This is a genomic window from Brevundimonas poindexterae (assembly GCF_020524625.1).
GTDB classification, from domain to species: Bacteria; Pseudomonadota; Alphaproteobacteria; order Caulobacterales; family Caulobacteraceae; genus Brevundimonas; species Brevundimonas poindexterae_A.
Genome location: NZ_JAIVLL010000002.1, coordinates 158,521 through 183,943 on the forward strand (window position 1 = coordinate 158,521; position 25,423 = coordinate 183,943).

At 68.5% G+C, this 25,423-nt stretch carries 26 protein-coding genes and 1 tRNA gene; 16 read left to right on the plus strand and 11 right to left on the minus strand.

The window, feature by feature from the left end:
- Window positions 1-25: 25 nt before the first annotated feature.
- The 4 genes from LC068_RS06990 (at window position 26) to LC068_RS07005 (ending at window position 6,021) form a co-directional block, all read left to right on the plus strand.
- Window positions 26-1,567, plus strand: coding sequence for a TolC family outer membrane protein (locus tag LC068_RS06990; protein WP_226635762.1), 1,542 nt, complete (start codon window positions 26-28; stop codon window positions 1,565-1,567).
- Between the two features lie 142 nt (window positions 1,568-1,709).
- Window positions 1,710-2,402 carry a DUF2497 domain-containing protein gene (locus tag LC068_RS06995; protein ID WP_226635764.1) on the plus strand — a complete coding sequence of 231 codons (693 nt, stop codon included), beginning with the start codon at window positions 1,710-1,712 and terminating at the stop codon, window positions 2,400-2,402.
- Window positions 2,403-2,581: 179 nt separating this feature from the next.
- Window positions 2,582-5,296, plus strand: a complete 2,715-nt coding sequence (locus tag LC068_RS07000; protein ID WP_226635767.1) for a valine--tRNA ligase — start codon at window positions 2,582-2,584, stop codon at window positions 5,294-5,296.
- Window positions 5,293-6,021, plus strand: a complete 729-nt coding sequence (locus tag LC068_RS07005) for a TlyA family RNA methyltransferase (protein ID WP_226635770.1) — start codon at window positions 5,293-5,295, stop codon at window positions 6,019-6,021. Before LC068_RS07000 ends, LC068_RS07005 begins: the two co-directional genes overlap by 4 nt.
- A gap of 90 nt (window positions 6,022-6,111) precedes the next feature.
- Here the strand turns inward: LC068_RS07005 and LC068_RS07010 are convergent, their stop codons facing one another.
- Window positions 6,112-6,765, minus strand: coding sequence for a hypothetical protein (locus LC068_RS07010; RefSeq protein ID WP_226635772.1), 654 nt, complete (start codon window positions 6,763-6,765; stop codon window positions 6,112-6,114).
- Window positions 6,766-6,912: 147 nt separating this feature from the next.
- On the opposite strand from LC068_RS07010, the gene LC068_RS07015 reads away from it, so the two are divergent.
- The gene (locus LC068_RS07015; protein ID WP_226635775.1) at window positions 6,913-8,148 is read left to right on the plus strand and encodes a class I SAM-dependent RNA methyltransferase; all 1,236 of its coding nucleotides are present in this window, start codon (window positions 6,913-6,915) and stop codon (window positions 8,146-8,148) included.
- A gap of 3 nt (window positions 8,149-8,151) precedes the next feature.
- Here LC068_RS07015 and LC068_RS07020 read toward each other — a convergent pair whose 3' ends face one another.
- The gene (locus tag LC068_RS07020; RefSeq protein WP_226635777.1) at window positions 8,152-9,240 is read right to left on the minus strand and encodes a PA0069 family radical SAM protein; all 1,089 of its coding nucleotides are present in this window, start codon (window positions 9,238-9,240) and stop codon (window positions 8,152-8,154) included.
- A 39-nt stretch (window positions 9,241-9,279) separates the two neighbouring features.
- Window positions 9,280-9,356: transfer RNA gene (locus tag LC068_RS07025), tRNA-Arg, on the minus strand.
- A 294-nt stretch (window positions 9,357-9,650) separates the two neighbouring features.
- Between LC068_RS07025 and LC068_RS07030 the strand changes: the two genes are divergently transcribed.
- Window positions 9,651-12,140: a helicase-related protein gene (locus LC068_RS07030; protein WP_226635780.1), complete on the plus strand. Its 2,490-nt coding sequence runs from the start codon at window positions 9,651-9,653 to the stop codon at window positions 12,138-12,140.
- On the opposite strand, the gene LC068_RS07035 is transcribed toward LC068_RS07030, so the two are convergent.
- On the minus strand, window positions 12,137-12,589 hold the full coding sequence (locus tag LC068_RS07035) for a hypothetical protein (protein WP_226635783.1): 453 nt from the start codon (window positions 12,587-12,589) through the stop codon (window positions 12,137-12,139). The two genes, LC068_RS07030 and LC068_RS07035, sit on opposite strands and share 4 nt — an antisense overlap.
- 101 nt (window positions 12,590-12,690) lie before the next feature.
- Here LC068_RS07035 and LC068_RS07040 point away from each other — a divergent pair, with 101 nt between their 5' ends.
- The 3 genes from LC068_RS07040 to LC068_RS07050 all read left to right on the plus strand — a co-directional run bounded on the left by LC068_RS07040 (window position 12,691) and on the right by LC068_RS07050 (window position 14,274).
- Complete coding sequence (locus LC068_RS07040; protein ID WP_226635787.1) at window positions 12,691-12,969, plus strand: S4 domain-containing protein; 279 nt, start codon at window positions 12,691-12,693, stop codon at window positions 12,967-12,969.
- A gap of 105 nt (window positions 12,970-13,074) precedes the next feature.
- Window positions 13,075-13,416, plus strand: a complete 342-nt coding sequence (fdxA, locus tag LC068_RS07045; RefSeq protein ID WP_209118280.1) for a ferredoxin FdxA — start codon at window positions 13,075-13,077, stop codon at window positions 13,414-13,416.
- Between the two features lie 321 nt (window positions 13,417-13,737).
- On the plus strand, window positions 13,738-14,274 hold the full coding sequence (locus LC068_RS07050) for a CarD family transcriptional regulator (RefSeq protein ID WP_226635791.1): 537 nt from the start codon (window positions 13,738-13,740) through the stop codon (window positions 14,272-14,274).
- Between the two features lie 65 nt (window positions 14,275-14,339).
- On the opposite strand, the gene LC068_RS07055 is transcribed toward LC068_RS07050, so the two are convergent.
- Entirely contained in the window at window positions 14,340-14,693 is a 354-nt protein-coding gene (locus LC068_RS07055; RefSeq protein WP_226635793.1) for a c-type cytochrome, read from the minus strand.
- Window positions 14,694-14,847: 154 nt separating this feature from the next.
- On the opposite strand from LC068_RS07055, the gene LC068_RS07060 reads away from it, so the two are divergent.
- Window positions 14,848-15,219 (plus strand): hypothetical protein, encoded by a 372-nt coding sequence (locus LC068_RS07060; protein WP_226635795.1) that lies wholly within the window; start codon window positions 14,848-14,850, stop codon window positions 15,217-15,219.
- Here the strand turns inward: LC068_RS07060 and LC068_RS07065 are convergent, their stop codons facing one another.
- A complete protein-coding gene (locus LC068_RS07065) occupies window positions 15,220-15,696 on the minus strand; it encodes a DUF3617 domain-containing protein (RefSeq protein WP_226635796.1) in 477 nt (158 codons plus the stop codon).
- Window positions 15,697-15,959: 263 nt separating this feature from the next.
- Here LC068_RS07065 and rpmB point away from each other — a divergent pair, with 263 nt between their 5' ends.
- On the plus strand, window positions 15,960-16,256 hold the full coding sequence (gene rpmB / locus LC068_RS07070) for a 50S ribosomal protein L28 (protein WP_226637047.1): 297 nt from the start codon (window positions 15,960-15,962) through the stop codon (window positions 16,254-16,256).
- 113 nt (window positions 16,257-16,369) lie between these two features.
- Window positions 16,370-18,109, plus strand: coding sequence for a M1 family metallopeptidase (locus LC068_RS07075; RefSeq protein WP_226635798.1), 1,740 nt, complete (start codon window positions 16,370-16,372; stop codon window positions 18,107-18,109).
- Window positions 18,110-18,118: 9 nt separating this feature from the next.
- On the opposite strand, the gene LC068_RS07080 is transcribed toward LC068_RS07075, so the two are convergent.
- The 4 genes from LC068_RS07080 to LC068_RS07095 all read right to left on the minus strand — a co-directional run bounded on the left by LC068_RS07080 (window position 18,119) and on the right by LC068_RS07095 (window position 21,054).
- The gene (locus LC068_RS07080) at window positions 18,119-18,895 is read right to left on the minus strand and encodes a transglutaminase-like domain-containing protein (RefSeq protein ID WP_209118272.1); all 777 of its coding nucleotides are present in this window, start codon (window positions 18,893-18,895) and stop codon (window positions 18,119-18,121) included.
- 78 nt (window positions 18,896-18,973) lie between these two features.
- On the minus strand, window positions 18,974-19,531 hold the full coding sequence (locus tag LC068_RS07085) for an HNH endonuclease (protein WP_209118596.1): 558 nt from the start codon (window positions 19,529-19,531) through the stop codon (window positions 18,974-18,976).
- A 219-nt stretch (window positions 19,532-19,750) separates the two neighbouring features.
- Window positions 19,751-20,407 carry a trimeric intracellular cation channel family protein gene (locus LC068_RS07090; protein WP_226635800.1) on the minus strand — a complete coding sequence of 219 codons (657 nt, stop codon included), beginning with the start codon at window positions 20,405-20,407 and terminating at the stop codon, window positions 19,751-19,753.
- A complete protein-coding gene (locus LC068_RS07095; protein WP_226635802.1) occupies window positions 20,404-21,054 on the minus strand; it encodes a DNA-3-methyladenine glycosylase family protein in 651 nt (216 codons plus the stop codon). Before LC068_RS07095 ends, LC068_RS07090 begins: the two co-directional genes overlap by 4 nt.
- Before the next feature lie 126 nt (window positions 21,055-21,180).
- Here LC068_RS07095 and gluQRS point away from each other — a divergent pair, with 126 nt between their 5' ends.
- From gluQRS to LC068_RS07115, 4 genes are all read left to right on the plus strand, one after another.
- Entirely contained in the window at window positions 21,181-22,050 is an 870-nt protein-coding gene (gluQRS, locus tag LC068_RS07100) for a tRNA glutamyl-Q(34) synthetase GluQRS (RefSeq protein WP_226635804.1), read from the plus strand.
- Window positions 22,047-23,201 (plus strand): serine hydrolase domain-containing protein, encoded by a 1,155-nt coding sequence (locus tag LC068_RS07105; RefSeq protein ID WP_226635807.1) that lies wholly within the window; start codon window positions 22,047-22,049, stop codon window positions 23,199-23,201. Before gluQRS ends, LC068_RS07105 begins: the two co-directional genes overlap by 4 nt.
- Window positions 23,202-23,210: 9 nt before the next feature.
- The gene (locus LC068_RS07110) at window positions 23,211-23,972 is read left to right on the plus strand and encodes an extensin-like domain-containing protein (RefSeq protein WP_226635809.1); all 762 of its coding nucleotides are present in this window, start codon (window positions 23,211-23,213) and stop codon (window positions 23,970-23,972) included.
- A 193-nt stretch (window positions 23,973-24,165) separates the two neighbouring features.
- Window positions 24,166-24,369 carry a cold-shock protein gene (locus LC068_RS07115; protein WP_209118261.1) on the plus strand — a complete coding sequence of 68 codons (204 nt, stop codon included), beginning with the start codon at window positions 24,166-24,168 and terminating at the stop codon, window positions 24,367-24,369.
- A 57-nt stretch (window positions 24,370-24,426) separates the two neighbouring features.
- Here LC068_RS07115 and LC068_RS07120 read toward each other — a convergent pair whose 3' ends face one another.
- Window positions 24,427-25,380, minus strand: coding sequence for a DMT family transporter (locus tag LC068_RS07120; RefSeq protein WP_226635810.1), 954 nt, complete (start codon window positions 25,378-25,380; stop codon window positions 24,427-24,429).
- Window positions 25,381-25,423 lie beyond the last annotated feature (43 nt).

Consider the following 25,423-nt stretch of genomic DNA (forward strand, 5'->3'; position numbering starts at 1 on the left):
CAACCGCGTCAGGCAGGATATGAAGATGCTCAATCGCACCCGTGCGCTGATTTCGCTTGCGGCCCTGGCCCTGGGTTCGGGTCTGGCCATGCCGGCCTTCGCCCAGGACACCCTGCCCGACGCCCTTCGCATGGCCTATCGCACCAACCCAACCCTGCTGGGCCAGCGGGCCAACCAGCGCGCGCTGGACGAATCGATCGTCCAGGCCCGGGCCGGCCTGCGCCCCTCGGTCGATATCAGCGCCTCGGCCGGTTACACCCAGAGCCGGACCGCCGGTGGGCCGCAGGAAGTCGACACCAATAACGACGGCATCCCGGACACCACGATCAATATCCCGTCAAACACCAACGACAGCACCTCGGGCAGCGCCAGCGTGGGCCTGTCGCAGACGCTCTATTCGGGCGGCCGCATCTCGCTGGGCATTTCCGCGACCGAGGCCAACATCCTGGCCGGCCGCGAGGACCTGCGCTCGGTCGAGCAACAGGTGCTGGCCACCGTCATCCAGGTCTATGCCGATGTGCTGCGCGACGAGGAGATCGTCCGTATCCGTCAGGAGAACCTGACCGTCCTGCAGCGTCAGCTGGACGAGGCCTCGGCCCGTTTCGAGGTCGGCGAGATCACCCGCACCGACGTTGCCCAGGCCGAAGCGCGCCTGGCCCAGTCCGAGGCCGATCTGGCCAATTCCCAGGCCCAGCTGTCGGTCAGCCGCGCCTCCTATGCCGCCATCGTGGGCGAGCAGCCGGGCCGTCTGGCGCCCCTGCCGCCCCTGCCGGGCGTGCCCAACGACTTTGACGCCGCGCTCGACATCGCGCTCGACGAAAACCCCAACATCCGCGCGGCCGAATATGCCCTGGCCGCCGCCGAGGCCAATGTGGCGCTGGCACGGGCCGAATATATGCCGTCGGTGCGGGTCAATGCCTCCTACGGCGGGTCGACCAATGAGCTGTCCAGCTTCGACCTGGCCGATCGCACGACCTTCCAGGCCGGCGCCACCCTGTCGGTGCCGCTGTTCACCGGTGGCCTGAACCGCTCGCGGGTGGCCCAGGCGCTGGAGCGCGCCAATGCCGCCCAGATCAGCATCGAGGGCCAGCGCCGCAGCGTGCTGCAGTCGATCAGCTCGGCCTATGCGCAGCTGATCTCGGCCCGTTCGACGCTGCGCGCCGGTGAGGAAGCCGTCCGCGCCGCCACCGTCGCCGCCGAGGGCGTGCGTCAGGAGGCCCAGGTCGGCCTGCGGACCACGCTGGACGTGCTGAACGGCGAACTGGAGCTGCGCTCGGCCCAGGTCGCGCTGGTGACCGCCCGTCGCAACGAATATGTCGCCATGACCCAGCTGCTGCTGGCCATGGGCCGTCTGGATGTGAGCCTGCTGCTGCCCGGCGAGGACGTCTATGATCCGTCGGACAACTATGAGCGCGTGCGCAATCGCGGCGGCCTGCCGTGGGATGGCGTGATCGAGGCCATCGATCGCTTCGCCGCCCCGGGCATTCGCCCCGCAAACGACGCCGAGGATGCGCCCATCGACGCCCGTCTGAAGGGTGACACCATCCAGACGTCGCCGCGAAACTAGGTCCGGAATTTAACCCAACAGGCGAAAAAGGTCCGTTGATTCCGCGCCGCGTTGATGCGACGACAGGACACACGGGGACTGTTGCGGTCCCGTCCGCTGCCGCGCCTGCGCGACACAGCGACCATGCCAGGGGTTAAGACACATGACTGATCCGACCGCCCAGGAACCGACGATGGAGGAGATCCTGGCGTCGATCCGCCGGATCATCTCGGAAGACGACGCGCCGGCCGAGACCGCGGCCGCTGCGCCTGAACCGGCGCCCGAACCGACCCCGGCGCCTGAACCCGCGCCCCAACCTGCCCCGGTGGCCGAGGCCGCTCCGGAACCTGAGCCCGAGCCGGCGCCCGGGCCTTCCGACGACGACGACGACGTGCTGGAGCTGACCCAGCGCTATGAGCCGCCGGCCGAGAGCCCGGCCCAGGACACGCCCCCTGCGGAAGAGACGCTGGGCGATCTGGACATCGGCTCGGCCGACCCCTTCCCCGTCGACGAGGCCGCGCCCGAGCCGGCCCCGCAACCCGCGCCCGCCGCCCAGGCCCCGCAACCTGCGGCCCCGGATGACGACGCGCTGGTCAGCGACGCGACGGCCGCCTCGGCCGCCGGTGCCTTTGCCGGTCTGGCCGCCGCCCTGCGTCCGGCGCCCGCCGCGGCGTCCAGGGGGGCGAGCAGCGCCGGCAGCAGCGCGACCATCGACGAACTGGTCCGCAGCCTGCTGAGCCCCATGCTGCGCGAAATGCTCAAGGAGTGGCTGGACGCCAACCTGCAGGGCATCGTCGAGGCCGAGGTACGCAAGGAAGTCGACCGCGTATCGCGGCTGAACGGTGCGCCCCGCTAGCCTCTGACCCTGACTTCGTCCTAAAGACTGAAGGGGGCGGCTCCGGCGGGGCCGCCCCCTTTCGTTTGCCTCCTGCCCCGCACGACATGTCCACACCGGTGATTGTCGAGACCAGATAACCCTTGGCCCTCAAGTAGCGAGGCTCCGCGAGCCGAGCGATAGGGCAAAAGAAGACCGTCATGCTTGAGAAGAATTTCGAACCGCAAAGCGCCGAGCCCCGCCTGTACCAGGCGTGGGAGGAGAGCGGCCTGTTCGCCCCGAAGACAGGGGGCGCGGCCGAGGCCTATTCCATCGTCATTCCGCCGCCGAACGTGACGGGCAGCCTGCACATCGGCCATGCGCTGAACAACACCCTGCAGGATATCCTGGCCCGCTATCACCGGATGAAGGGCAAGGCGGTGCTGTGGCTGCCGGGCACGGACCACGCGGGCATCGCGACGCAGATGGTGGTCGAGCGCAAACTGGCCGCCGAGGGCAATCAGGGGCGGCGCGACATGGGCCGCGAGGCCTTCATCGACAAGGTCTGGGAATGGAAGGCCGAGTCGGGCGGCACCATCGTGCGCCAGCTGCGCCGGCTGGGCGCCTCGTGCGACTGGTCCCGCGAGCGCTTCACCCTGGACGAAGGGCTGAACGCCGCCGTCCGCAAGGTGTTCGTCCAGCTGTATCGCGACGGCCTGATCTATCGCGACAAGCGGCTGGTGAACTGGGACCCGCATTTCCAGACCGCCATCTCGGACCTCGAGGTCGAGCAGAAGGAGGTCGACGGCGCCTATTGGCATTTCGCCTATCCGCTCGCGGACGGCGTGACCTATGAGCACCCGGTCGCCTTCGACGACGACGGCAAGGCGACGGAGTGGGAGACGCGCGACCATATCGTCGTCGCCACCACCCGGCCCGAGACCATGCTGGGCGACACCGGCGTGGCCGTGCACCCGGACGATGACCGCTATGCCGGGCTGGTGGGCAAGGCCGTGATCCTGCCGATCACGGATCGCCGCGTGCCGATCGTCGCCGATGACTATGCCGATCCGACCAAGGGCTCGGGCGCGGTCAAGATCACGCCGGCGCATGACTTCAACGACTTCCAGGTCGGCAAGCGGGCGGGCCTCGCCACGCTCAACATCATGGACTCGCTGGCCCGGATCACGGCGGCGGACTGTCCCGATGTGCCCGCCGACTATGAAGGCATGGACCGCTTCGCGGCGCGGAAGGCCATCGTCGCCCGCGCGGAGGAAGAGGGCTGGCTGAAGGCCATCGAGAAGACGAAGCATATGGTCCCGCACGGCGACCGCTCGGGCGTGGTCATCGAACCGTGGCTGACGGACCAGTGGTACGTTGATGCGAAGACGTTGGCCCAGCCGGCCATTGCGGCGGTCGAGACGGGCAAGACCACCTTCGAACCCGCCAGCTATTCCAAGATCTATTTCGAGTGGCTGCGGAACATCGAGCCCTGGTGCATTTCGCGTCAGCTGTGGTGGGGACACCGGATTCCCGCCTGGTACGACGCCGACGGTACCATCATCGTCGCCGAGACCGAGGAGGAGGCCCTCGCCCAGGCGGGCGGCAAGACCCTGACGCAGGACGAGGACGTCCTCGACACCTGGTTCAGCTCGGCCCTGTGGCCCTTCTCGACCATGGGCTGGCCTGAGAAGACCGAGGATCTGGCGCGCTTCTATCCAACCAGCGACCTCGTGACCGCCGCCGACATCATCTTCTTCTGGGTGGCCCGGATGATGATGATGGGGCTGCACTTCATGGACGAGGTGCCCTTCCACCGCGTGATCATCAACGGTCTGGTCCGTGACGAGAAGGGCCAGAAGATGAGCAAGTCCAAGGGCAACGTCATCGACCCGCTGGAGATCATCGACGATCTGGGCGCCGACCCGCTGCGCTTCACCATGGCCATCCTGTCGGGCACGCGTGACATCAAGCTGAGCCGTCAGCGGATCGAGGGCTATCGCAACTTCGGCACCAAGCTGTGGAATGCGGCGCGCTTCAGCCAGATGAACGGCTGCGCCCGCGTGGAAGGCTTTGACCCGGCGTCGGCCGAGGCCACCATCAACCGCTGGATCCGCGGCGAACTGGTCAAGGCCGAGCGCGAGGTGGCGTCGGCCATTGAGGGCGGCCGCTTCGACGATGCGGCGGGCGCGCTCTACCGCTTTGTCTGGAACGTGTTCTGCGACTGGTATCTGGAACTGGCCAAGCCGGTGTTCCAGGGAGCGGATGCAGCGGCACGCGACGAGACGCGGGCCATGACCGCCTGGGTGCTGGACCAGACTATCAAGCTGATGCATCCGGTCATGCCCTTCATCACCGAAGAGCTGTGGGCCCAGACCGCCGACAATGGCGCCGCGCGCAGCGAGCCCCTGCTGATCGGCGCGGCCTGGCCCGATCTGGCCGACAGCCTGATCGATGCGGAGGCTGCGGCCGAGGTCAGCTGGCTGATCGAGACGGTCGAGGCGATCCGCTCGCTGAAGGGCGAGATGAATGTCGCCACCGCCCGCCCGCCGCTCAGCTTCATCGCGCCGGATGCCGCGACAGCCGCCCGGGTCGAGCGCTATCGCGATATCCTGATGACGCTGGCGCGCGTGTCCGAGGTTTCGGTCGCCGAGGCCGCGCCCGAGGGGGCCGTGACCTTCGTCGCCGGGGGGGCCACCGCGGCCCTGACGCTGGCCGGTCTGGTCGACATCGCCGCCGAGCGCGCCCGCCTGACCAAGGAAATCGCCGCCTTTGACAGCGACATCGGCCACTTCGGCAAGAAGCTGAACAACCCGAACTTTGTCTCGCGCGCCGCGCCGGAGGTGGTTCAGGAGCAGCGCGACAAGCTGGCCGAGGCCGAAGCCGGCAAGGCGCGGCTGAACGAGGCGCTCGAGCGTCTGAGCCGTCTGGGGTGAGGCTGGACCAGACCCTGGTCGCACGGGGCCTGTTCGACAGCCGGGCCCGCGCCCGCGCCGCCATCGAGGCGGGGGGTGTGACGGTCGACGGCCGGGTGGCGACCAAGGCCTCCCTGGCCGTGGCCGACGACGCCGTGATCACCGCCGAGGCGGCGCATCCCTTTGTCGGGCGCGGGGCGCTGAAGCTGGATCATGCCCTGACCCTGTGGCCGGTCGCGGTCGAGGGGCGGACGGTTCTGGATGTCGGCGCCTCAACCGGGGGATTCACCGAAGTCTGCCTGCTGCGGGGCGCGGCCCGGGTGCTGGCGGTCGATGTCGGTCAGGGGCAGTTGCACCCCCGGCTGGCCGCCGACCCGCGCGTGGTCAATCTGGAGCAGACCGATGCCCGGGCCCTGACTGCTGAACAGGTCAACCCCGCGCCGGAGCTGGTGGTCTGTGATGCCAGCTTCATCAGCCTGCTGAAGGTGCTGCCCGTGCCCCTGTCGCTGGCGGCGCCGGGCGCCGATCTGGTGGCGCTGGTCAAACCGCAGTTCGAGGCGGTAGACCGCAAGTCGGTCGGGCGCGGCGGCGTGGTGCGCGATCCCGACGTTCGCGAGGCGGCGCTGGCGCGCGTCACCGCAGGCCTTGAGGCGCTGGGCTGGACCCTTCAGGCGACCGCCGAAAGTCCCGTCACCGGCGGCGACGGCAATGTCGAATATCTGCTGTGGGCGAAAGGGCCCGCCTGAATAGGCCTGGGCTGAATTGAGGAGACGCCGCCGGTGGATTGCTCCTCCGGCGGCGTCCCTCCACGTCGTCGACAGACAGGGGGGCTGAAATTAGTCGACGACGCGATACTGTCCCCAGGCGTCGCGGCAGGCGCGGACGTAGCGCACCTCCTGACGGCCATCGGGAAGACGGATGACACTCTCGCTCAGGCGGCAGTCCTCGCCCCGGGCACGGGTGTCGTAGCGACGATCGTCATAGCCGCGATCGTCGTAGCGGCGGTCTGAGTAGCCGCGATCCTCATAGCCATAGCGGTTGTCCGCATAGCCATAGTTCCGGTCATAGGCGCGGCTGTCATAGCTGCGACTGTCGTAGGCCCGGTTGTCGTAGCCATAGCCGTTGCCATAGCCGTCCGACGGATACGCGCGGCGCGGATCGCGGGCGGGGGCGCAGTCGACGCTTCCGCCTCCCACACCGGCGCCGATCATGGCGCCGACGACACCGCCCAGAACACTGCCTTCGGTGCGGCGGCCCCGGGCCCCCATCTGGGAGCCGGCGACGGCGCCGATCACGGCCCCGAAGGTGGCCCCGGCGGCCTGGCGCTGCTGGCGATCGGACTCACAGTACGCTTGCTGCGAATAGGGCTGGTCGTAACCGTACGACCGGTCATAGCCGTAGCTCTGGGCCAGGGTCGGCGTGGCGGCCAGCAGGCCCCCGGCGGCCATGGCCGAGGCCAGAATGCCGGCGCGGAAAGATGTCTTGCGCATGGTCGGCTCCTTGAAGTTCCCGGAGCCGTCTGGCCCCTGTCACCCTCCTTGTAGGGGAGCGCGACTGAACGGCATTTGAGCGGGCTGTTCATCTTCGTTCAGGTTTGGGCGCGTTGCCCTCACGCCCGAAAGCTGCTTGGAGGCGGCATGCGCGAACGGCTGACGATTTCCCATGTGGGCGCCCAGGGCGACGGGGTGGCCCCCGGCCCGGTGTTTGTGCCCCTGACCCTCGCCGGCGAGGTCGTCGAGGCCGAGGTGCGCGACGGGCGCGCGGGCGACGTCACGGTGATCACGCCCTCGCCCGAGCGGCAGGAGGCCCCCTGCCCCCATTTCGGTACCTGTGGCGGCTGCGCCCTGCAGCACTGGCAGACCGAACCCTATCTGGCGTGGAAGGGCGAACAGGTACGACTGGCGCTGGGTCGGCAGGGTCTGGAGACTGAGCTCCGCCCCACAGTCGGCATTCCCCCGGCCACGCGTCGTCGGCTGGCGCTGCATGCCCGGCGGATGGGCGACGGCGCGGTCGTGCTGGGGTTCAAGGCGAGGAAATCCTGGTCGCTGGTGCCTATAGAGACCTGCGTGGTGTCCGACCCGCGTCTGGTCGAGGCCCTGCCCCGGCTGCGGCGGATCGCGTCGGCGGTGCTGGACCACCCCAAGTCGGCCCCCACCCTGCATGTCACCCTGACCGAGACCGGTCTGGACGTCGACATCACCGGCGTCGAGCGCCGCTCGGGCGGACTGTCGGGTGACCGGCGGATGGAGGCCATCCGCGCCGCCGAGGCCGCCGATCTGGCACGGCTGAGCCTTGCGGGCGAGGTGCTCGCCATGCGCCGCGCGCCCCGGGTGCGTTTCGGCGGCGCCGAGGTGACCCTGCCGCCCGGCGGCTTCCTGCAGGCCGTGCCCGAGGCCGAGTCCGCCATGGTCGAGCGGGTCTTGGACGGGGTGAAGGGGGCAAAACGCATCGCCGACCTGTTCTGCGGCGCCGGCACCTTCACCTTTCCGCTGGCGTCGGTCGCCCCGGTGCTGGCCGCCGATGCGGCTGAAGGCGGCATTGTCGCACTGAAAGCCGGGCGCGCGGGGCTGAAGGGCCTCTCGCCCATCGAGGCCGTGGCCCGCGACCTGTTCCGCCGCCCGCTGACGCCGCATGACCTGAAGGGCATCGACACTGTGGTGTTCGACCCGCCCCGCGCAGGCGCCCAGGCCCAGGTCGAGCAGATCGCGGCCTCAAAGGCGACAACCGTGGTCGGCGTGTCCTGCAATCCGGTGACCTTTGCGCGCGACGCCCGGGTGCTGGTTGACGCGGGCTTCCGGCTCGAAGAAGTCACGCCCGTGGACCAGTTCCTGTGGTCCGCCCACGTCGAACTGGTCGGCACCTTCCGGCGATAGGCCTCAGGCCACGTCGAACAGGTCCATCTGGGGCCGGAATTCGGGCGGGACCCTGAACCGGCCGAGGTCCAGCAGGGGATAGGGCTGGTCGAGGCCATAGCGCTTGGCCGCCGCGCGATAGCGGGTGGCGATCAGCTGGGCGACGGGGCCGGTGCCCTTCATCCGCTGGGACCAGTCGGCGTCATAGTCCTTGCCGCCGCGCATCTGGCGGACCAGCGACATGACGCGTTTTGCTCGGTCCGGCCGGGCATCCTCCAGCCATTCGCGGAACAGGTCCTTGATCTCCAGCGGCAGGCGCAGGGTGACATACATGGCGCGGGTCGCACCGGCCTTCGCCGCCGCCTTCAGCACATCCTCAAGCTCATGGTCGTTGAGGCCCGGGATGACGGGGGCAAAGCCGACGCCAACAGGCACGCCGGCATCGGCCAGGCGTTTGATCGCCTCCAGCCGCTTTTCGGGGGTCGAGGCGCGCGGCTCCATCGCCCGGGCGAGCGACCGGTCGAGGGTGGTAATTGAGACGAAGACCTGGGCCAGGTTCTCGCGCCCCATGGGGCCGAGGATGTCGATGTCGCGCGTAACCCGAAACGACTTGGTGATCAGGCTGAAGGGCTGGTTGAAGCGCTGCATGACCTGCAAAAGGCTACGGGTCGTCTGGCGCTCGTCCTCGACGGGCTGATAGGGGTCAGTGTTGCCGCCCACATGGATGCGCTTGCAGACATATTTCGGATGGGCCAGCTCCTGCTCCAGCAGGCGGGCGGCGTCCGGCTTGACGAAGATCCGGCTCTCGAAATCCAGCCCCGGCGACATCCCCATCCAGGCGTGCGACGGTCGGGCATAGCAATAGATGCAGCCGTGCTCGCAGCCCTTGTAGGGATTGATCGAGCGGTCAAAGCCAACGTCCGGGCTGGTGTTCTTCGAGATGATGGTTCTGGGCCGCTCGACCAGCTGTTCGGTTCGCAGCGGAGCGACCTCTGCGTCATCATCGGTCCAGCCGTCGTCCATAGCCTCGGTCGTATTGGCCTCATACCGACCGGTGGCATTGGAACGCGCGCCCCTGCCCCTGGGCGCCTTGCGGGCTGTCGCTTCGACCATGGCTGAAGCCTAGCCGAAGAACGAGAACAAAACAAGAACTGGCGACCCCGGCAGGACTCCAACCTGCGACCTCGGCTTTAGGAAAGCCTTGCTCTATGCAGCTGAGCTACGGGGCCGTCGGGCGAGGACCTAGCGGGTCGCGCGAAACAGGGGAAGCGCCCGGACGGTGTCGGCACTGAAAAACCTGCGGGACGGGCGGCTGACCCGCTTTCCGATTGTGGTTAATCGGCATTAAGATACAATATGTTGCGGTGAACAAACCCCGAATCGCGGGGTGTCAGTGATTCGGTCCTGATTCGTTTCGCGCTTGTTCCACCGGCCCTGTCCCGCGCGTTAATCGCCCGCCTTGGCGGCCCTGCCGCGATTATCCGGTTGAGTCCGGTCGCGACCCGCCCCACCTTTATCCGGTCATGAGTGATCGCCCCACAGGTCAGTCGGCGGCCCGGGTCGTGGCGGTGCTGGGCCCGACCAATACCGGCAAGACCCATCTGGCGGTCGAGCGGATGCTGGGCCATGCCTCGGGCATGATCGGACTACCGCTGCGGCTGCTGGCGCGCGAGGTCTATGAGCGGATCGCGAAACAGAGGGGCGCGGCCTCGGTCGCCCTGATCACGGGCGAGGAGAAGATCGTCCCCGAGCGGCCGCGCTATTTCGTCTCGACCGTCGAGGCCATGCCCATGGACCGGGCGGTGGACTTTGTCGCGGTGGACGAGATCCAGCTGGTGGCCGACCCCGAGCGGGGGCATCTGTTCACCCACCGGCTGCTGCATGCCCGGGGCCGGTTCGAAACCATGTTCCTGGGCGCCGGAACCATGGCGCCCCTGATCCGGCGGCTGGTGGACGATGTCGAGATCCGCGAGCGGGAGCGTCTGTCAGAGCTGAGCTATGCCGGGCCGTCCAAGCTGACGCGCCTGCCCAAACGATCAGCCGTCGTCGCCTTCTCGGCCGAGCAGGTCTATGCGATCGCCGAACTGTTGCGGCGCCAGAGGGGCGGGGCGGCGGTGGTCATGGGCGCGCTCAGCCCCCGCACGCGCAACGCCCAGGTCGCCCTGTTCCAGTCGGGCGAGGTCGACTTTCTGGTGGCGACGGATGCCATCGGCATGGGGCTGAACATGGATGTCGACCATGTGGCCTTTGCCGGGCTGAAGAAGTTCGACGGGCGGCGGACTAGGCACCTGCACGCCCACGAGATCGGCCAGATCGCCGGGCGGGCCGGGCGCCATATGCGGAACGGCACCTTTGGCGTGACGGCCCAGGCCCAGGACCTCGACCCTGACCTGGTCGAGCAGGTGGTCGAGCACCGGTTCGACCCGGTGCGGGCGGCGGAATGGCGGAATGCCCGGCTGGACTTCGACAGCCTGCCCGGCCTGATCCGCTCGCTGGAGACCCGGCCTGACCATCCGGGGCTGGTCCTGTCGGCGCCGGCGCTGGACGAGGTGCTGCTGAGGCGGGTGGCGCGCGAGGAGGATGTGCAGCGCATCGCCCGGTCGCGCGGCAGTCTGATGCGGCTGTGGGACTGCTGCCAGATGCCCGACTTCCAGAAGACCACGCCGGAGCAGCATTTCCAGCTGGTCATGCATCTGTTCGAGGCCCTGACCGGGCCGGGTGGGCGGGTGACCGAAGACTGGTTCGCGGGGCGCTTTGCTGGCCTTGATCGCGATGACGGCCAGATCGACCGGATTTCCGCGCGCCTCGCCGGGGTGCGGACGCTCAGCTACATCGCCAACCGGCCGGGCTGGCTGGAGGCCTCGGCTCACTGGCGCGAGCGCACCCGGGCGCTGGAAGACCGGCTGTCGGATGTGCTGCACGAGCGGCTGACCGCGCGCTTCGTCGACCGGCGCACCACGGTCCTGATGCAGGCGCTGAAGGACTATGGGCAGGCCGACACCCAGGTTTCTGACGACGGGCAGGTGGCCGTCGAGGGCCAGACCGTCGGGCGGCTGACCGGCATCACCTTTGAGGCCGAGGCCGGAGCCAGCGCGCTGGAGACGCGGGCGCTGGGCCGGGCGGCGCGGCAGGCCGTGGCACCGGAGATCGAGCGACGCCTGGGCCAGCTGGCGGCCGAACCGGACGAGGCCTTTGGCCTGCTCCCTGACGGGGCCGTGCTGTGGCGCGGCGCCTGGACAGGGCAGATTGATCCCGGTGGGGACTGGTTCGCCCCGCGGGTGCGGCTGTTGGGTGAACTGGGTTCAGCACCGGCACGTGAACGGGCGCAGCGGCGGCTGGAGGCCTGGTTGGCGGGTGAGACAGGCCGGGCGCTGAAACCCCTGAAACGGCTGAAGACGGCGGTCGAGAGTGGCGCCCTGAAGGGACTGCCGCGCGGGCTGGCCTTCCGTCTGCTGGAGGCCGGCGGCGTCATCGACAGGGCCGAGGTGGAACGCGATCTGGCCGCGCTCAGTCAGGCTGAACGCCGCACGCTGCGGACCTTCGGCGTGCGCATGGGTGCCCATTCCGTCTGGCTGCCGGCCCTATTGAAGGCCCGCCCCCGCGCGGTCGCGCAGGCGTTCACCGGCGGCTGGGCGTTCCGGGGGCGCAGCCAGGGCCTGACGCTGTTGCCGTCTCCTCCTCCGCCGCCGCGCAGGTTATCGGCCTTCGGTCTGCGCGCGGTGGGTCGCTACGTAGCCCCGGTCGAATTGCTGGAGACGATGGCCGAACGGCGGGCGGCGGGAAAGGGCACGCTGTCCGAGGAAGACCTGCAGGCCCTTGGAATGACCATCGGCGAGGCCAATGGCCTGACTGCAGCCCTGAAGACGACCCGCAAGCGTCAGCCCGACCGACCGGGAAAGACACCGAAGCCGGTGAAGGACTCCCCGTTCGCGGTCCTGCGGACGCTGGCCGCGCCGCTGGACCCGGCCGCCCGCACCAAACGCCGCCGCCCGCGCAAGGCGCGCAAGGCCTAGTCCCTTTGCGGTGAGACAGCGATCGGAGGGGGACCGGGCTCGGGGGACGGCGGTAGCGGGGCGCCGCCGGGGCAAAGTTCCTGATAGAGGCTCTCATGGCCGCCCTCGCCCTGATAGATCGGCTCGGCCTTGCGCCGGTCTTCGGGTGCCTCGACGCTTTGCACGACGACGCCCGTCGCGTCATAGGCGCGGGCGGCGGTCAGCGTCAGGGTCTGGCCATGACAGTCCAGAAGGGCATCGGCCTCCATGGCGGCGACCTCCCCCTCTTCAGGCAGGGTGATGCGATAGGTCAGTTGCACTGTGTCACCCGCGCGCTGGACGGACCCGTCGTCGAGCGCAAAATCATAGGTCCCGTCTGAATAAAGGACCCGCCAGTCCCGTGCGTCCTGCGCCATGGCGGCACCCGACCCCAGGACGATGAGGGCCGCCGTGCAAATGGCCAGACGCATGATAATCTCCCTTGCGATACACCCCAGTTGAGACATCGCGTGCCTCCTTTGTCCATGCCCGGCCCCGCTCCGTCAGCTCCCGACAGCCGGAGCCCCTGCGCTTGAGCGGCACGGAAGAGGCCTGCCGTCTCGACGTCTGGCTGTGGCGGGCCCGGTTCGCCCCGACCCGGTCGGAGGCGGCGGCCCGGATCGAGGCAGGTCGGGTGCGCCTGACCCGGGCGGGCGCCCAGACCCGCATGTCCAAGCCGGGCTTTCGCGTGCGACAGGGCGATGTGCTGTTGCTGATGCGGGGGGCGGATCTGGTCGAGGTCCGGATCGTGGCCTTCGGCAAAAGACGAGGCCCGCCGGCAGAGGCCGCGGGCCTTTACGAGGCGGTATGAGCCGGACGGGGTGCGCGCCCCGACCCCGGCGGTGGTTGACTTGTGGCCCGCTTGGGGCCATCTGCCGCGTCCGGCCCCGCCCGATATCCGACCCCGGTTTCATCCATGACCTACATCGTCACCGACGCCTGCGTCCGCTGCAAATTCATGGACTGCGTCGAGGTGTGCCCGGTCGACTGCTTCTATGAAGGCGAGAACTTCCTGGTCATCGCGCCGGACGAATGCATCGACTGCGGCGTGTGCGAGCCCGAGTGCCCGGTCGACGCCATCAAGCCGGACACCGAAGACGAGCCGGACGGCAAGTGGCTGCAGGTCAATGCCGAATACGCAAAGGTCTGGCCGAACATTACGGTGAAGGGCGCGCCGCCCGCCGACGCTGAAGAGTTCGAGCGAGAGACCGGAAAGTTCGAAAAATACTTCTCGGAAAAGCCCGGCAAGGGCTCCTGAGCGGCCTTTTGCGCACGACGCAGCCGGGGTTCGGCCCCATTGCGGTCACAATATGCCCCGCGCCCATGGTCATGCTTGGGGATATTTTGAAATTACCGCTTTTTGTGATAGATTGATCTCATTCGGTCGGATGGCCCGCGAGGGTTCTCGCACCATCCGGATTGACGACAGAACCCCGACATAAACCGGGGCGGCCAGAGGTTTGGTGATCCATTTCCGCATCTGAGATCGAGAGCGCGCCGGCGCCTGCCCTGCCGGTCCGATCCGTCGTCTTCGATGCCGAGGTGAATTGCGACGTCTGCGTCCGTGAAAGGAAATGACATGACGAGCAAGAGTGGTCTTGAATTCAAGGTTGGCGACGCGGTCGTCTATCCGGCTCACGGTGTCGGCAAGGTGGCCGCTGTCGAGACCCAGGAAGTCGCCGGCATGACGCTGGAAGTCTATGTCGTGACCTTCGACCACGAGAAAATGACCCTGCGCGTTCCGACCAACAAGGCCAAGACCGCCGGCCTGCGCTCGCTGGCCGCCGAGGATGTGGTGACCCGCGCCCTGACCACGCTGAAGGGCCGCGCCCGCATCAAGCGCACCATGTGGTCGCGCCGCGCCCAGGAGTATGAGGCCAAGATCAACTCGGGCGACCTGATCTCGATCGCCGAAGTGGTGCGCGACCTGCACCGCGCCGACACCCAGCCGGAACAGTCCTATTCGGAGCGCCAGCTGTACGAATCGGCCCTCGACCGCATGGCCCGCGAAGTCGCCGCCGCCAACCGCATCGACAAGGACGCCGCGGTTGAGCTGCTGGCCAAGTCGCTGAGCGCCAAGAAGGCCCCGCCGGCCCCGGCCGCCGAAGCGGCCTGAGCCCGCTGGCAGGCTGACCAGACAAGAGGCCCCGGAGCGATCCGGGGCCTTTTTTCGTGCGCGCCTCAGCCGGTCTCGAGCGATTCCAGCCAGGCGATCAGGTCGCGGATCTCGTCCGGCGACAGTTCGACGGCGGGCATGGCCGGGTGGCTGGTGACCAGCCCCTCCGCCAGCGATTCCTGCAGGAAGGCCACGGGATAACGCTTGTGCAGGGTGCGGAAGGGCGGCGCCTCGGCCATCGGGCTGGCCCCGGTGAGGCCCACCGCATGGCAGGCCGCGCAGCGCTCGCGGGCCAGGACCTCTCCCCGCAGGGCCGCAGCCGGGTCTGCGCGGGGGGCCTCCGGTTCAGTGTCGGGGGCGGTCGAGCAGCCGAACAGCAGCAGGGACGCGGCCAGGCCGGCGGTGAGGGTCATGCGCATGTCGGACATCCTTCGAGGCGTTTGACATAGGACCACACCAGCGTCGCCCTGCCCTTGACGTGGATCAAGGTCGGATGCGGGACGTTCGGCAAGATAACCCTCAATCGCGAATACGACCTGCCCCGCCGGGGCGGGCATCCTGCAGGAGAATGCCATGACCTCGACCCTGACCCACATCCGCCTCGAACTGGCGCGCGAGCCGGGCGCCCCGGCGGGCAATCCGCAGGACGGCTGGGACATTGTGGCAGTGCTGGATTCGGAGGGACGGCTGGACGGCGAGGGCTGTCGCGCCCAGGCCGACCGCCTGCATGTACGCCGCTTCGAGGACGATCAGACCGTCGCCACCGGCACCCTGCGTCACGGGGCCGGTGGCCGGTGGATCCTGGATCTGGCACCCGAGGACGAGCCCGACGCCACGGGCTTCCGCTTCGGCGAGGAGCGGTTCGTGGCCGGGGAGTACGTCAGCCTGATCGATGCTGACGGCGAGACCCACCCCTATGTGGTGGCGAAGGCCTCGCCGCTCTGATCAGAAGTATTCGGCGCCCGCCGGGCAGGTGCCGCTGATGCGGCGCGCCGTGATGCTGGCGGGAATATAGGGAGTGCCGCGCGCAAGCTGGGCGCCCCCGCTGAAGCGGAAGCTCTCGGAATCATACGGTCCGTTCAGGCGCACGCGGACCGTGCGGTCCTTGTGATCTCGGCAGGTGCCCTCGAAGCGCGCCTGGCCGTTGCCGACTTCCTTGACCGGATAGGTGCAGGACCAGCGGCGCGTCGACAGTCCGCCGAAGAAGCGGTTGATCTCGCTCTGCCGCACGCATTTGGTCTCGGTTTCGCCGACACCCAGCACGCGGGTGCTGTACTCCCAATAGCCCGGCAGCGGGGTGCCGGACGCCTGAGGCGAGGTCGCGGACGACGGCACCGTCATCAGCATGCCCAGCGCCAGCGCTCCACCCGCGACGGGGAGTGCGCGGGTGAGGAAACGGGTGCGGCCTTGTCTGTTCGTCATGTCAGCCCTCTCTGAAAGCTCAGGGATCGATATATGCCCTGATTATGTGGCGGCAATTGAACCGGGGCTGAACGGTCTGTAATTGTATCGTCAGTCTTGGCCGGAAGACAGTCCGACGGGCCGGTCGGATCGGCCTCTGCCTGGCCTTGACGCGCGGCCCCCTCCTCCTCTATACGACCGCCTCTCGCGCGGGACAGGGTTTCGCGTGCACCCGTTTTTCGTGCCTGACGTCGTTGATGTCGGGTACCCATGAGGATCAGTCCATGTCGCGTCGTTGCGAACTTACCGGGATCGGCCCGATGGTCGGCAATTCGGTCAGCCACTCGAACATCAAGACCAAGCGTCGCTTCCTGCCGTCGCTGAAGACCGTCAAGGTTGCCTCGGAGGCCCTGGGCCAGACCTTCAGCCTGCGTATCTCGAACGCCGCCCTGCGCACCCTGGACTACAAGGGTGGCCTGGACGCCTTCATCGTGAAGGCCCGCGACGAAAAGCTGTCGACCGCCGCCCAGCGCATCAAGCGTCAGGTGAAGGCCAAGCTGGCGGAACAGCAAGCGTCCTGATCCCGACGGATCAACCCGATTTCGGAAAGGCCGGTGGAAACACCGGCCTTTTCTTTTGTGGTTCGCCCTCTAAGGTTCCGGCCTTCCTGTGACAGGCCTGCCGGAGACGTCCCTTGAGCAAAACCTTCCGTCCGCTTCTGGTCTCGATGGCCGCCTTTGGTCTGAGCCTCGCGGCCAGTGCCCCGGCTCTGGCGCAGGAGGGGGCCGAGCAGCGGACCTCGACCGAGTTCACCATGGACACCGGCGGGCCGCGCACGCCCGAGCAGCTGGCCATGCAGTTCGACGTGGCCGATCTGGCGATCAAGGTCATGCCGGACGAAAAGGCGATCGATGCGGTCGCCACCCTGACCTTTACCGCCACCGCCCCGCTGGACCGGCTGGTGGTCGAGCTGGACACGGTGTTCGACGTCTCGGAAGTGGCCGTTGACGGGCGGGTGCTGTCGTCCCGCGACTGGGTCAATCCCGAAGGCCGCATGACCATCAGCCTGCCGCGCCGCCTGCGCGCGGGCCAGAGCGTGGACCTGCGCATCGCCTATTCCGGCAAGCCGCACGTGGCGCGCAATGCCCCCTGGGACGGAGGCTTCGTCTGGTCGACCGCACCGGGCGGAGAGCCGTGGATCGCCACCGCCATCCAGGGCGACGGCTGTGACCTGTTCTGGCCCTGTATCGACCATCCGATGGCCGAGCCGGGCCGCGTGGACCTGCACATCACCATTCCGTCAAACCTGTCGGCGCCGGCCAACGGGCGCTTCCTCGGCAAGGAAGACCACGGCGACGGCTGGACCACCTGGAACTGGACCGCACGCCAGCCCAACAACTATGCCATTTCGCTGACCGTCGGCCCCTATGTCGAGCTGTCGGGCACCTATGAGAGCCGCTTCGGCAACACGGTGCCGATGCATTTCTGGCACCTGAACAGCACTGATCCGGCCAAGGCCGCAGCGCTGTTTGCCGAGTTCCCGCAGCAGCTGGACTTCTTCGAGGCCACCGTCGGCCCCTTCCCCTTCGGCGACGAGAAGATGGGCGTGGTCGAGACCCCGCACCTGGGCATGGAGCACCAGACCATCAACGCCTATGGCAACAATTACCGCAAGGACCACAACGGCTATGACTGGCTGTTGCAGCATGAGCTGGCGCACGAATGGTTCGGCAACCAGCTGACCAACGTCAACTGGGACGACATGTGGCTGCACGAGGGGCTGGGCACCTATATGCAGCCGCTCTATACCCGCTGGCTGAACGGCGAGCAGTACTATCAGGCCGCCCTGCTGGAACAGCGGCTGGGTCTGGCCAACCGCTTCCCGATTGTCTCGGGCCGACCGCTGACCGAAGAACAGGTCTATGAGGGCGACCAGGGCCCGGGCAATGACATCTATTACAAGGGCTCGCTGATCATGCATTCGCTGCGGATGCTGATCGGGGACGAGGCCTTCTTCGAATCCGTGACCCGGCTGGTCTATGGCCGCCCCGATCCGCGCCCGGGCAATTTCGAGCCGCGCTATGCCTCGACGCCTGACTTCCTCGCCATCGTCAATGAGGTGACAGGTCAGGACCTGGGCTGGTTCTTCAACGGCTATCTCTATCAGGCAGCCCTGCCCGATCTGGTCACGCGCCAGCAGGGCGACCGGCTGATCATGGAATGGGTGGTGGGCGACGGCAGCGTCTTCCCCATGCCGATCGAGGTCTCGGTCGATGGCCGCGTCCAGACCGTGCCGATGACGGGCGGCCGGGGCGAGATCCGGGGTGTCGGACCGCACAGCCATGTGCTGATCGACCCGCAGAACAAGGTGCTGCGCCGCCTCGACAACATCGATACCTTCCAGGCATGGCGGGCGGGGCAGCGGCGGCGCTAGGCCGCGGCCTCAGGCCCGCTCGACCCGCACGGACTGGGACAGCATCTCGCACCCCCCGCTGGTGGACAGAAAGGCGATGTCGACGGCATCACGCCCGCTGGCGATCCGCACCAGTCCCTCGACCGGGGCCAGACCCGTGGGATCGACCAGCCACCAGCCGCCCGACAGATAGACCTCGAACACGGCGTGGAAGTCGGGCGGGTCGAGGTCCAGCGCATAGGCGCTTACGGCGCGCGCCGGTATGCCCGAGGCCCGGCACAGCGACAGGCCCAGATGGGTAAAGTCGCGGCACACCCCCGCGCGGTCGACAAAGGTGTCCGCCGCCGTGGTCTGGGGCGTCGAGACGCCATGGACATAGGCGATATGGCTGCGCAGCCAGTCGAGGATGGCCAGCACCCGCGCGCCGCCCCGCAGATCGGACCACCGCCCCTCCACGAACCGCTCGAAACCGTCTGACGGGCAATAGCGACTGGGCCACAGATAGGTCAGGGTCTCGCCCGGAAGGTCGGTCCAGTCATGCTGGTGCGCCGTTTCCGGCAGCGGGGACAGGGCGCCGTTGTCGACCACGGCCTCATAGGTCAGGCGGACATCGCCCTTCAGGCGGGCCCGCAGGGTACGGGCGCCATAGTCGCGGGTGGTATGGGCCACCCACTCGACCGCGGGCGTGGTCTCGAGCCGCTCCTGCAGCAGCACCTGCCCCGGCCAGCGCGCGGCCTCGATCAGATAGATGGCATCGGTCGGCGCGGGAAAGCGATAGGTCAGCTCGGCGTGGACGCGCAGCTTCATGGGATATCCGCGGGGAGGATCCGGCCCGGCCGGTTATTTCCTGCACTAGGCCATCCCGGGTCGGGCCGCCAGCCTGCCTCAGGGTTCCAGTTCGATGTCCCAGTAGAGGTAGTCGAGCCAGCTGTTGTGCAGATAGTCGGGCGGGAAGCGGCGGCCGGCGTCCTGCAGCTGCCAGGCGTTCGGCCGGTGCGGGGCGTGCAACATGGGCATGCCCGCCTGGGCCGGGGTGCGGCCACCTTTGCGGAGGTTACAGGGCGGGCAGGCCGCGACGATATTGTCCCAGGTCGTACGCCCGCCGTGCGAGCGCGGCACGACGTGGTCGAACGTCAGCTCTCCGCCTGTGCCGCAGTACTGGCAGGTGAAGCCGTCGCGCAGAAAGACGTTGAAGCGGGTGAAGGCGGGCGAGCGGTCCTGATCGATGTAGGTCTTGAGCGAGACCACGCTGGGCAGCTGGATCTCCATCGAGGGGCTGCGGACCACCTTGTCATAGACCGAGACGACATCGACCCGGTCCTGCCAGACGGCCTTGATCACGTCCTGCCAGGGCCAGATCGACAGGGGATAGTAGGAGAGCGGCCGGAAGTCCGCATTGAGCACCAGGGCGGGCCAGCCCGAAGGCGTACGCGGCGCCGTCATGCGACCGGGGTGAACCTCGGCCAGGGCGGCACCGGAAAGAGCGGCCCCCGACAATGAGGAAAGTGAGCGGGACATCATCCCCCTCCGTTCCGCACGGCATATGGACAAGCGACCGGACTGAAGACGACTTCCTCCCCGCTGATGGGGAAACCTTATCGTCGATTCGAAGCCACCGCCATGACGAAGACGTGTCGGTTGCGTGAAGTCGCAGGCCGGTGCTCAGGGTGTGCGGACACGGGCGGGGAAGGACGGCAGGCTCCAGCCCCAGGCGAGCGCGCCCGCGCGCAGGGCAAAGCCCAGCGGCATGGCCAGCACGGCGGCCGTGACATTGCCGAGCCCCAGCAGCTTGAACACGACATAGGCGACCGCCGCCAGAATGGCCGCTGTCACTGTGATCTCACGCCGGAGCAGGATCGAAGGCTGGCCGGCCAACAGGTCCCGGACGATACCCCCGAAACAGGCGGTAACCGTCCCCATGACGATGCAGATCAGGGGGCTGGCCCCCAGAGCCTCGGCCTTGGCCGCGCCCATGACGCCATAGGCCGCCAGACCGATGGCATCCAGCCACAGCAGGGCGCGGAAGCGCCACTCGGGCCGGCCGATGACCCAGACCGCCAGCGCCGCGAGCAGGCAGACGGCGATATATTTCCAGTCGACGACCCAGAAGACCGGCACGTCCAGCATCACATCACGCAGGGTGCCGCCGCCGACCCCGGTGATGGCCGCAAAGAAGCCCAGGGTGACCAGATCATGCTTCTCGCGCGCGGCGGCCAGCGCACCTGTCGCGGCAAAAACGGCCACGCCCGCATAGTCCACCAGATAGAGGTTGGGCAGGATCGGCTGGCTGAGGGTGGCAAGGATCGGCGCCTCGATCATGCGGCGGCCTCCAGCGAAATCTCACCGCGTTTCACAGCCCCGTACCAGCTCCACAGCAGGTGGGCGGCGACCGAGCGGTGCGGGCGCCAGGCCTCGGCCCGGGCATAGGCCTGTTTCTGGGTCGGGCGGTCGTCCAGCCGGTCGGCCCAGCGCATGGCCTCCTGCAGGGCGACATCGCCGCCCGGAAAGACGTCGGTCCGGCCCTCGCAGAACATCAGGAAGGTCTCGGCGGTCCACAGGCCCACGCCCTTGATGGCAGTCAGGGCGGCGATGGCCTCGGCATCGTCCAGACGCTCAAGGTGGTCAAAGTCGATGTGACCCTCGACATGGGCGCGGGCGATCTCGTGCCCGTAGCGGGCCTTCTGGCCCGACAGGCCAAGGGTCCGCAGGTCCTCGACCGGCCGGGCAAGGACGGCCTCGGGGGTGACCTCTCCCAGGCCTTCGACCACGCGGCGCCAGATGGAGGCGGCTGCGGCCACCGACACCTGCTGTTCGACGATCATGCGAAACAGGCCCTCGAAGCCCCCGGTCCGCAGCCGCCATTCGAACGGCGGGACCGCGTCCACGATCCGGACAAGCGCGGGATCGGCGGCCGTCAGGGCCTGCCGGGCAGTCAGGATGTGATCGGCGGTGGGGGCGGTCGGCATGGCGGGCCTTGATGACAGGGTCGGGACCGCCCACTAGGGTCGGCCCATGCGCAGTCTGGCTGAACTTTGCCATACGATCACCCCCCAATCCGGAGCCGGGGGCCGGAAACCGCTGATCGCACGCCCATGACGCTGGTGACGCGTTTCGCCCCGTCGCCGACCGGGCGTCTGCACAAGGGCCATGCCTTCTCGGCGCTTACGGCCTGGACCGCCGCGCGGGAGGCTGGCGGGCGGTTCCTGCTGCGCATTGAGGATACGGACTTCACCCGCTGCCGGCCCGAATATGAGGCCGGGGTGCTCGAGGACCTGGCCTGGCTGGGGCTGGACTGGGAGACCCCGGTGCGGCGCCAGTCCGACCACCGCGCGGCGTACGACGACGCCCTGGAGCAGTTGCGCGCGAAAGGCCTGCTGTATCGCTGCTTCCGGACACGCAAGGAACGGCTGGCGCTCGCCGGAGTGGCGCCGCATGCCGACGATCCGGCGGACCCGGCGGCCTTTACCGGGGGCCCGCATGCGCCGGAGGAAGAGGCCCGGCGGCTGGCGGCCGGGGAGCCCTTTGCCTGGCGGTTGTCCCTCGAGCAGGCCCGCCGGAAGCTGGGCGACCTGTCGCGGCTGAGCTGGATCGAGGAAGGCGTCGATCCCGGCCTCCATCACGCCCGGCCCGAGGCGCTGGGCGATATGGTCATGGGCCGCAAGGATATCGGCGCGGGCTATGTCATCGCCTCGGTGATCGACGATGCCGCCCAGGGCATCACCCATGTGATCCGGGGCGAGGATCTGGTCCCCATGACCTCGATCCAGAGAGTGCTGCAGGCGCTGCTGGACCTGCCCACCCCCATTTATCGTCATCATCCGCTCCTACTGGACGATCAGGGGAAGCGGTTTGCCAAACGCGACGGGGCCGTCACACTGGCGCAAATCCGGGCGGACGGCACATCGCCGCGCGCCCTGAGGGAGCAGTTGGGCTTCCGCGAACCGACAGGGAGCGAACCATGATGCTGAACCGACGTCTGGCTCTGGCCGGAATGGGCACTGTTCCTGCCCTCGGGCTCGTCGTGCCGGCACGGGCCCGGGATGCGGCCTCGGTCGTCGAGGCGGCGCTCGACTCGGCCTTTGCCGCGACCCAGGCCGTGGGTCTGGGCGCCGCCCTGGTCTCGCGCGAGGGTGTGGTAGCCCGGGGCGTGCGGGGCGTGCGCCGCCGGGGCCAGACCGATCCGGTCACGGTCGACGACCGCTGGCATCTGGGCTCCAACACCAAGGCCATGACCGCGACCCTGTTCGCGCGGCTGGTCGAACAGGGCCGCGCGAGCTGGGACCTGAAGGTCGTCGACGCCCTGCCCGGCGATCACGATCCGGCCTGGGCCGGTGTGCGGGTTGTCGATCTCATGCAGCATCGCGCGGGGTTGAAGGACGACGATGTGCTGGGGCAGGCCTGGTTCATGACGGCCCGGGGCGATCCCGCGAGCCTGCCCGAGCAGCGGCTGGCCGTGGCGCGAAAGGCACTGGCCTCGGCGCCCGGCGGCACCCCCGGTCAGTTCCAGTACGGCAATGCCAACTACATGGTCGCGGCCGCAGCCATGGAGGCGATCACCGGTCAGGACTGGCAGGCGCTGATGATGGCGCAGGTGTTCGAACCGCTGGGCATCACCTCGGCGGGGTTCGGGGCACCGCGTGAGCCCGCGCCCTGGGGCCACCGGGAAATGGGCGGAACGAGCGTCTCGCTGCCACCCTCGCATCCCGGCTCGGACAATCCGGCGGCGCTGGGTCCGGCGGGGACGGTGCATATGACGATGGAGGACTACGGCCGTTTCCTCGCCGTCTTCCTGAGCGACGGGGGCGATTTGCTGGCGTCGGACTCGATCACGCGGCTGACGACGCCCGTCACCACACCCCCGCCGGCCTATGCCTGTGGCTGGATCGTGCTGAACCAGCCGTGGGCCGGTGCGGACGGGACGACACCGGGGCCGGTACTGGCGCACGACGGCTCCAACACAATGTGGTACGCCTCGGCCGCCGTCGCCCCGGCGCGGGACCTGGCGCTGATCGCCGTCAGCAATGACGGCACCGCCGGCGCGCAGGCCTGCCCGGCCCTGCTGCGCGCGCTTATTGCCGGACTCGCGGTCGCCGAAGACGGCGGGGTCGTCTAGTAGACCCTGATGAAGCGCGATCTGGCCGACTTCTGGAATCTGTTGTGGGAGGCGGCGCTGGGTCTGTGCGCGGCCTTTGCCATGCTGAACCTGTTTGCCCCGCCGCAGGACCTTCCGTGGAAACCGCTCGATCTGGACCGGCCGATCGGTCAGGCGACGGCGGCCAAGGTCGACGATTTCGAAATCTCGCGCCTCGCCTCGCAGGAGGAGGTACGCGGCGTGACCGAGGCCTGCATGCAGGTGCTGCGTGAGGCTGGCGTTCAGGTCGAGCGCGCGCCGGACCGCGACGACGGCGGCTTCTGCGTGGTGCGGGGCGCCGTGCGGATCACCGGGGGCGATGTGACGCCGCTCCGGCCCGGCGGACTGGTGATGCAGTGCCCGCTGGCGGTCCGCTATGTCATCTGGGACCGGCAGGTCCTGCGCCCGGCGGCCCGCGAGACCTTCGGCAGCGAGGTCGCCAGCGTCGAGAACTACGGCTCCTATTCCTGTCGCCGGATCTACGGGAAAGACGACCCCAAGGCCCGCCCCAGCGAGCACGCCCGGGCCAATGCGCTGGACGTTTCGGGCGTCCGGCTGGAGGACGGGCGGGTGGTCAGCGTCGCCTCGGACTGGGAGGGGCGCGGACGCTCGGGCGCCGAAGGCCGGGGTTTCCTGAAGCGTGTCCGCGACGGCGCCTGCCGGGTTTTCTCGACCGTTCTGACGCCGGATTACAATGAGGCGCACGCCGATCACCTGCATCTGGACGGGGCGCCACGCGGGCTGTGTGCCTGATCCGGCTCCCCTCGGGCGCGAATCAATTCCGGTTGACCAAAAGCCCCCGACGCGAGACAACCCCTACGCAGCCCGGATTTGCGCGGTGTCCAAAGCCGCGGGTCGCTCCTTCGCCTGAACGAGCTTTATCCAGACGGGTTGACGGACACCCATCAGGGTGTTCGCCTGGAAAGCGCGTTTACGGAGACGCATTATGGCGACCGGTACGGTCAAATGGTTCAACCCCACCAAGGGGTACGGTTTCATCCAGCCGGATGGCGGTGGGTCGGACGTGTTCGTCCACATCACGGCCGTTCAGCAAGCCGGCCTGGCCGGTCTGGATGACAACGCCAAGGTCGAATACGAGCTGGAAACCCAGCGCGGCAAGACCTCGGCCGTGGGCCTCAAGCTCCTCTAGGAGCGACTGAGGTTTCAGACCTTTGCGGGCGCGGACTCTTCGGGGTCCGCGCCCGTTTCAATTCCGCAGCGCCCCGCCCGAGCCCGGCGGTGTCATGACAGGGCCGGCCGGCGGGGTCAGGCGACTGGCGCGCTGGGCCAGCACCACCCCGGCCAGCACCAGCAGGCCGCCGATCGCCTGGACCGGGGTCAGGGCCTCGGCAAAGATCCACCAGCCCAGCAGGGCCGCGACCACCGGCTGGATCAGGATGGTGACGGCTGTCACCGAGGTCGGCAGCCGCCCCAGCGCCCAGGCCACGCCGCCCTGCCCCACCACATGCATCAGGCCCAGCCCCGCACAGGCCCACCAGCCCGACGGCCCTGCGGGCAGGATGTCCTCGCCCAGCAGCCAAGCCACCAGCCACAGCAACGGCACCCCGGCGAGGGTAGCCCAGAAGGTCACACGCAGCGCGCCGGCCGTGCGCCGCGCGGCCTTCACCGCGAGGAAATAGCCCGCGTACCAGACCGCCACCGACAGCGAAAACAGGTCGCCCAGCAGCGGGTCGGTGCCCTGACCGCCATCGGCCCCTGCGGCCATGGCAAAGGCCCCGGCCAGGGCGAGCGCCAGCGCCACCACAAACCCCCGGCCCGGCCGCTCGCGCCACATCACCCAGGCGAACAGGGTCACGACCACGGGCGTCAGGTTGCAGAGCACCGTCGCATTGGCGACCGAGGTCATGACGATGCCGTAGTGCCAGAAGGCCAGATCCAGGACGAAGAACAGCCCGGCCAGCAGCATCCAGCGCGACGGGGCTCCGGGGCCCCGTTCCTCACCCCCTCGGGTGGCGGTCAGCAGCGTCAGCAAGGGCAGGGCGAACACGAACCGCCAGAAGCCGGCGGCCGCCGGCCCCGTCTCGGTCAGGCGCACGAGGATCGGGGCGAGACCCAGCACCATGGCCGCCAGCACCAGCACGGCTAGCGGAAAGGCTCCATGGCGGGTGGCCGAGCGGAAAGGGGCGAAAAGCCGGGTCATGATCGCCTCTATCTCTTCTCCCCGAGGCCGGGAAGGCGCTATC

Excerpts from the sequence above, each read along its gene's own strand:
- LC068_RS07010 (WP_226635772.1), bottom strand. The coding sequence starts at position 6,765 with ATGCGCAAGACATCTTTCCGCGCCGGCATTCTGGCCTCGGCCATGGCC.
- LC068_RS07030 (WP_226635780.1), top strand. The coding sequence starts at position 9,651 with ATGAGTGATCGCCCCACAGGTCAGTCGGCGGCCCGGGTCGTGGCGGTG.
- gluQRS (WP_226635804.1), top strand. The coding sequence starts at position 21,181 with ATGACGCTGGTGACGCGTTTCGCCCCGTCGCCGACCGGGCGTCTGCAC.
- LC068_RS07065 (WP_226635796.1), bottom strand. The coding sequence starts at position 15,696 with ATGACGAACAGACAAGGCCGCACCCGTTTCCTCACCCGCGCACTCCCC.
- LC068_RS07050 (WP_226635791.1), top strand. The coding sequence starts at position 13,738 with ATGACGAGCAAGAGTGGTCTTGAATTCAAGGTTGGCGACGCGGTCGTC.
- LC068_RS07095 (WP_226635802.1), bottom strand. The coding sequence starts at position 21,054 with ATGCCGACCGCCCCCACCGCCGATCACATCCTGACTGCCCGGCAGGCC.
- LC068_RS07035 (WP_226635783.1), bottom strand. The coding sequence starts at position 12,589 with ATGCGTCTGGCCATTTGCACGGCGGCCCTCATCGTCCTGGGGTCGGGT.
- LC068_RS07105 (WP_226635807.1), top strand. The coding sequence starts at position 22,047 with ATGATGCTGAACCGACGTCTGGCTCTGGCCGGAATGGGCACTGTTCCT.
- LC068_RS07080 (WP_209118272.1), bottom strand. The coding sequence starts at position 18,895 with ATGAAGCTGCGCGTCCACGCCGAGCTGACCTATCGCTTTCCCGCGCCG.
- LC068_RS07020 (WP_226635777.1), bottom strand. The coding sequence starts at position 9,240 with ATGGTCGAAGCGACAGCCCGCAAGGCGCCCAGGGGCAGGGGCGCGCGT.
- LC068_RS07115 (WP_209118261.1), top strand. The coding sequence starts at position 24,166 with ATGGCGACCGGTACGGTCAAATGGTTCAACCCCACCAAGGGGTACGGT.
- LC068_RS06995 (WP_226635764.1), top strand. The coding sequence starts at position 1,710 with ATGACTGATCCGACCGCCCAGGAACCGACGATGGAGGAGATCCTGGCG.
- LC068_RS07015 (WP_226635775.1), top strand. The coding sequence starts at position 6,913 with ATGCGCGAACGGCTGACGATTTCCCATGTGGGCGCCCAGGGCGACGGG.
- LC068_RS06990 (WP_226635762.1), top strand. The coding sequence starts at position 26 with ATGCTCAATCGCACCCGTGCGCTGATTTCGCTTGCGGCCCTGGCCCTG.
- rpmB (WP_226637047.1), top strand. The coding sequence starts at position 15,960 with ATGTCGCGTCGTTGCGAACTTACCGGGATCGGCCCGATGGTCGGCAAT.
- LC068_RS07090 (WP_226635800.1), bottom strand. The coding sequence starts at position 20,407 with ATGATCGAGGCGCCGATCCTTGCCACCCTCAGCCAGCCGATCCTGCCC.
- LC068_RS07055 (WP_226635793.1), bottom strand. The coding sequence starts at position 14,693 with ATGCGCATGACCCTCACCGCCGGCCTGGCCGCGTCCCTGCTGCTGTTC.
- LC068_RS07120 (WP_226635810.1), bottom strand. The coding sequence starts at position 25,380 with ATGACCCGGCTTTTCGCCCCTTTCCGCTCGGCCACCCGCCATGGAGCC.
- LC068_RS07060 (WP_226635795.1), top strand. The coding sequence starts at position 14,848 with ATGACCTCGACCCTGACCCACATCCGCCTCGAACTGGCGCGCGAGCCG.
- LC068_RS07085 (WP_209118596.1), bottom strand. The coding sequence starts at position 19,531 with ATGACGGCGCCGCGTACGCCTTCGGGCTGGCCCGCCCTGGTGCTCAAT.
- LC068_RS07110 (WP_226635809.1), top strand. The coding sequence starts at position 23,211 with ATGAAGCGCGATCTGGCCGACTTCTGGAATCTGTTGTGGGAGGCGGCG.
- fdxA (WP_209118280.1), top strand. The coding sequence starts at position 13,075 with ATGACCTACATCGTCACCGACGCCTGCGTCCGCTGCAAATTCATGGAC.
- LC068_RS07000 (WP_226635767.1), top strand. The coding sequence starts at position 2,582 with ATGCTTGAGAAGAATTTCGAACCGCAAAGCGCCGAGCCCCGCCTGTAC.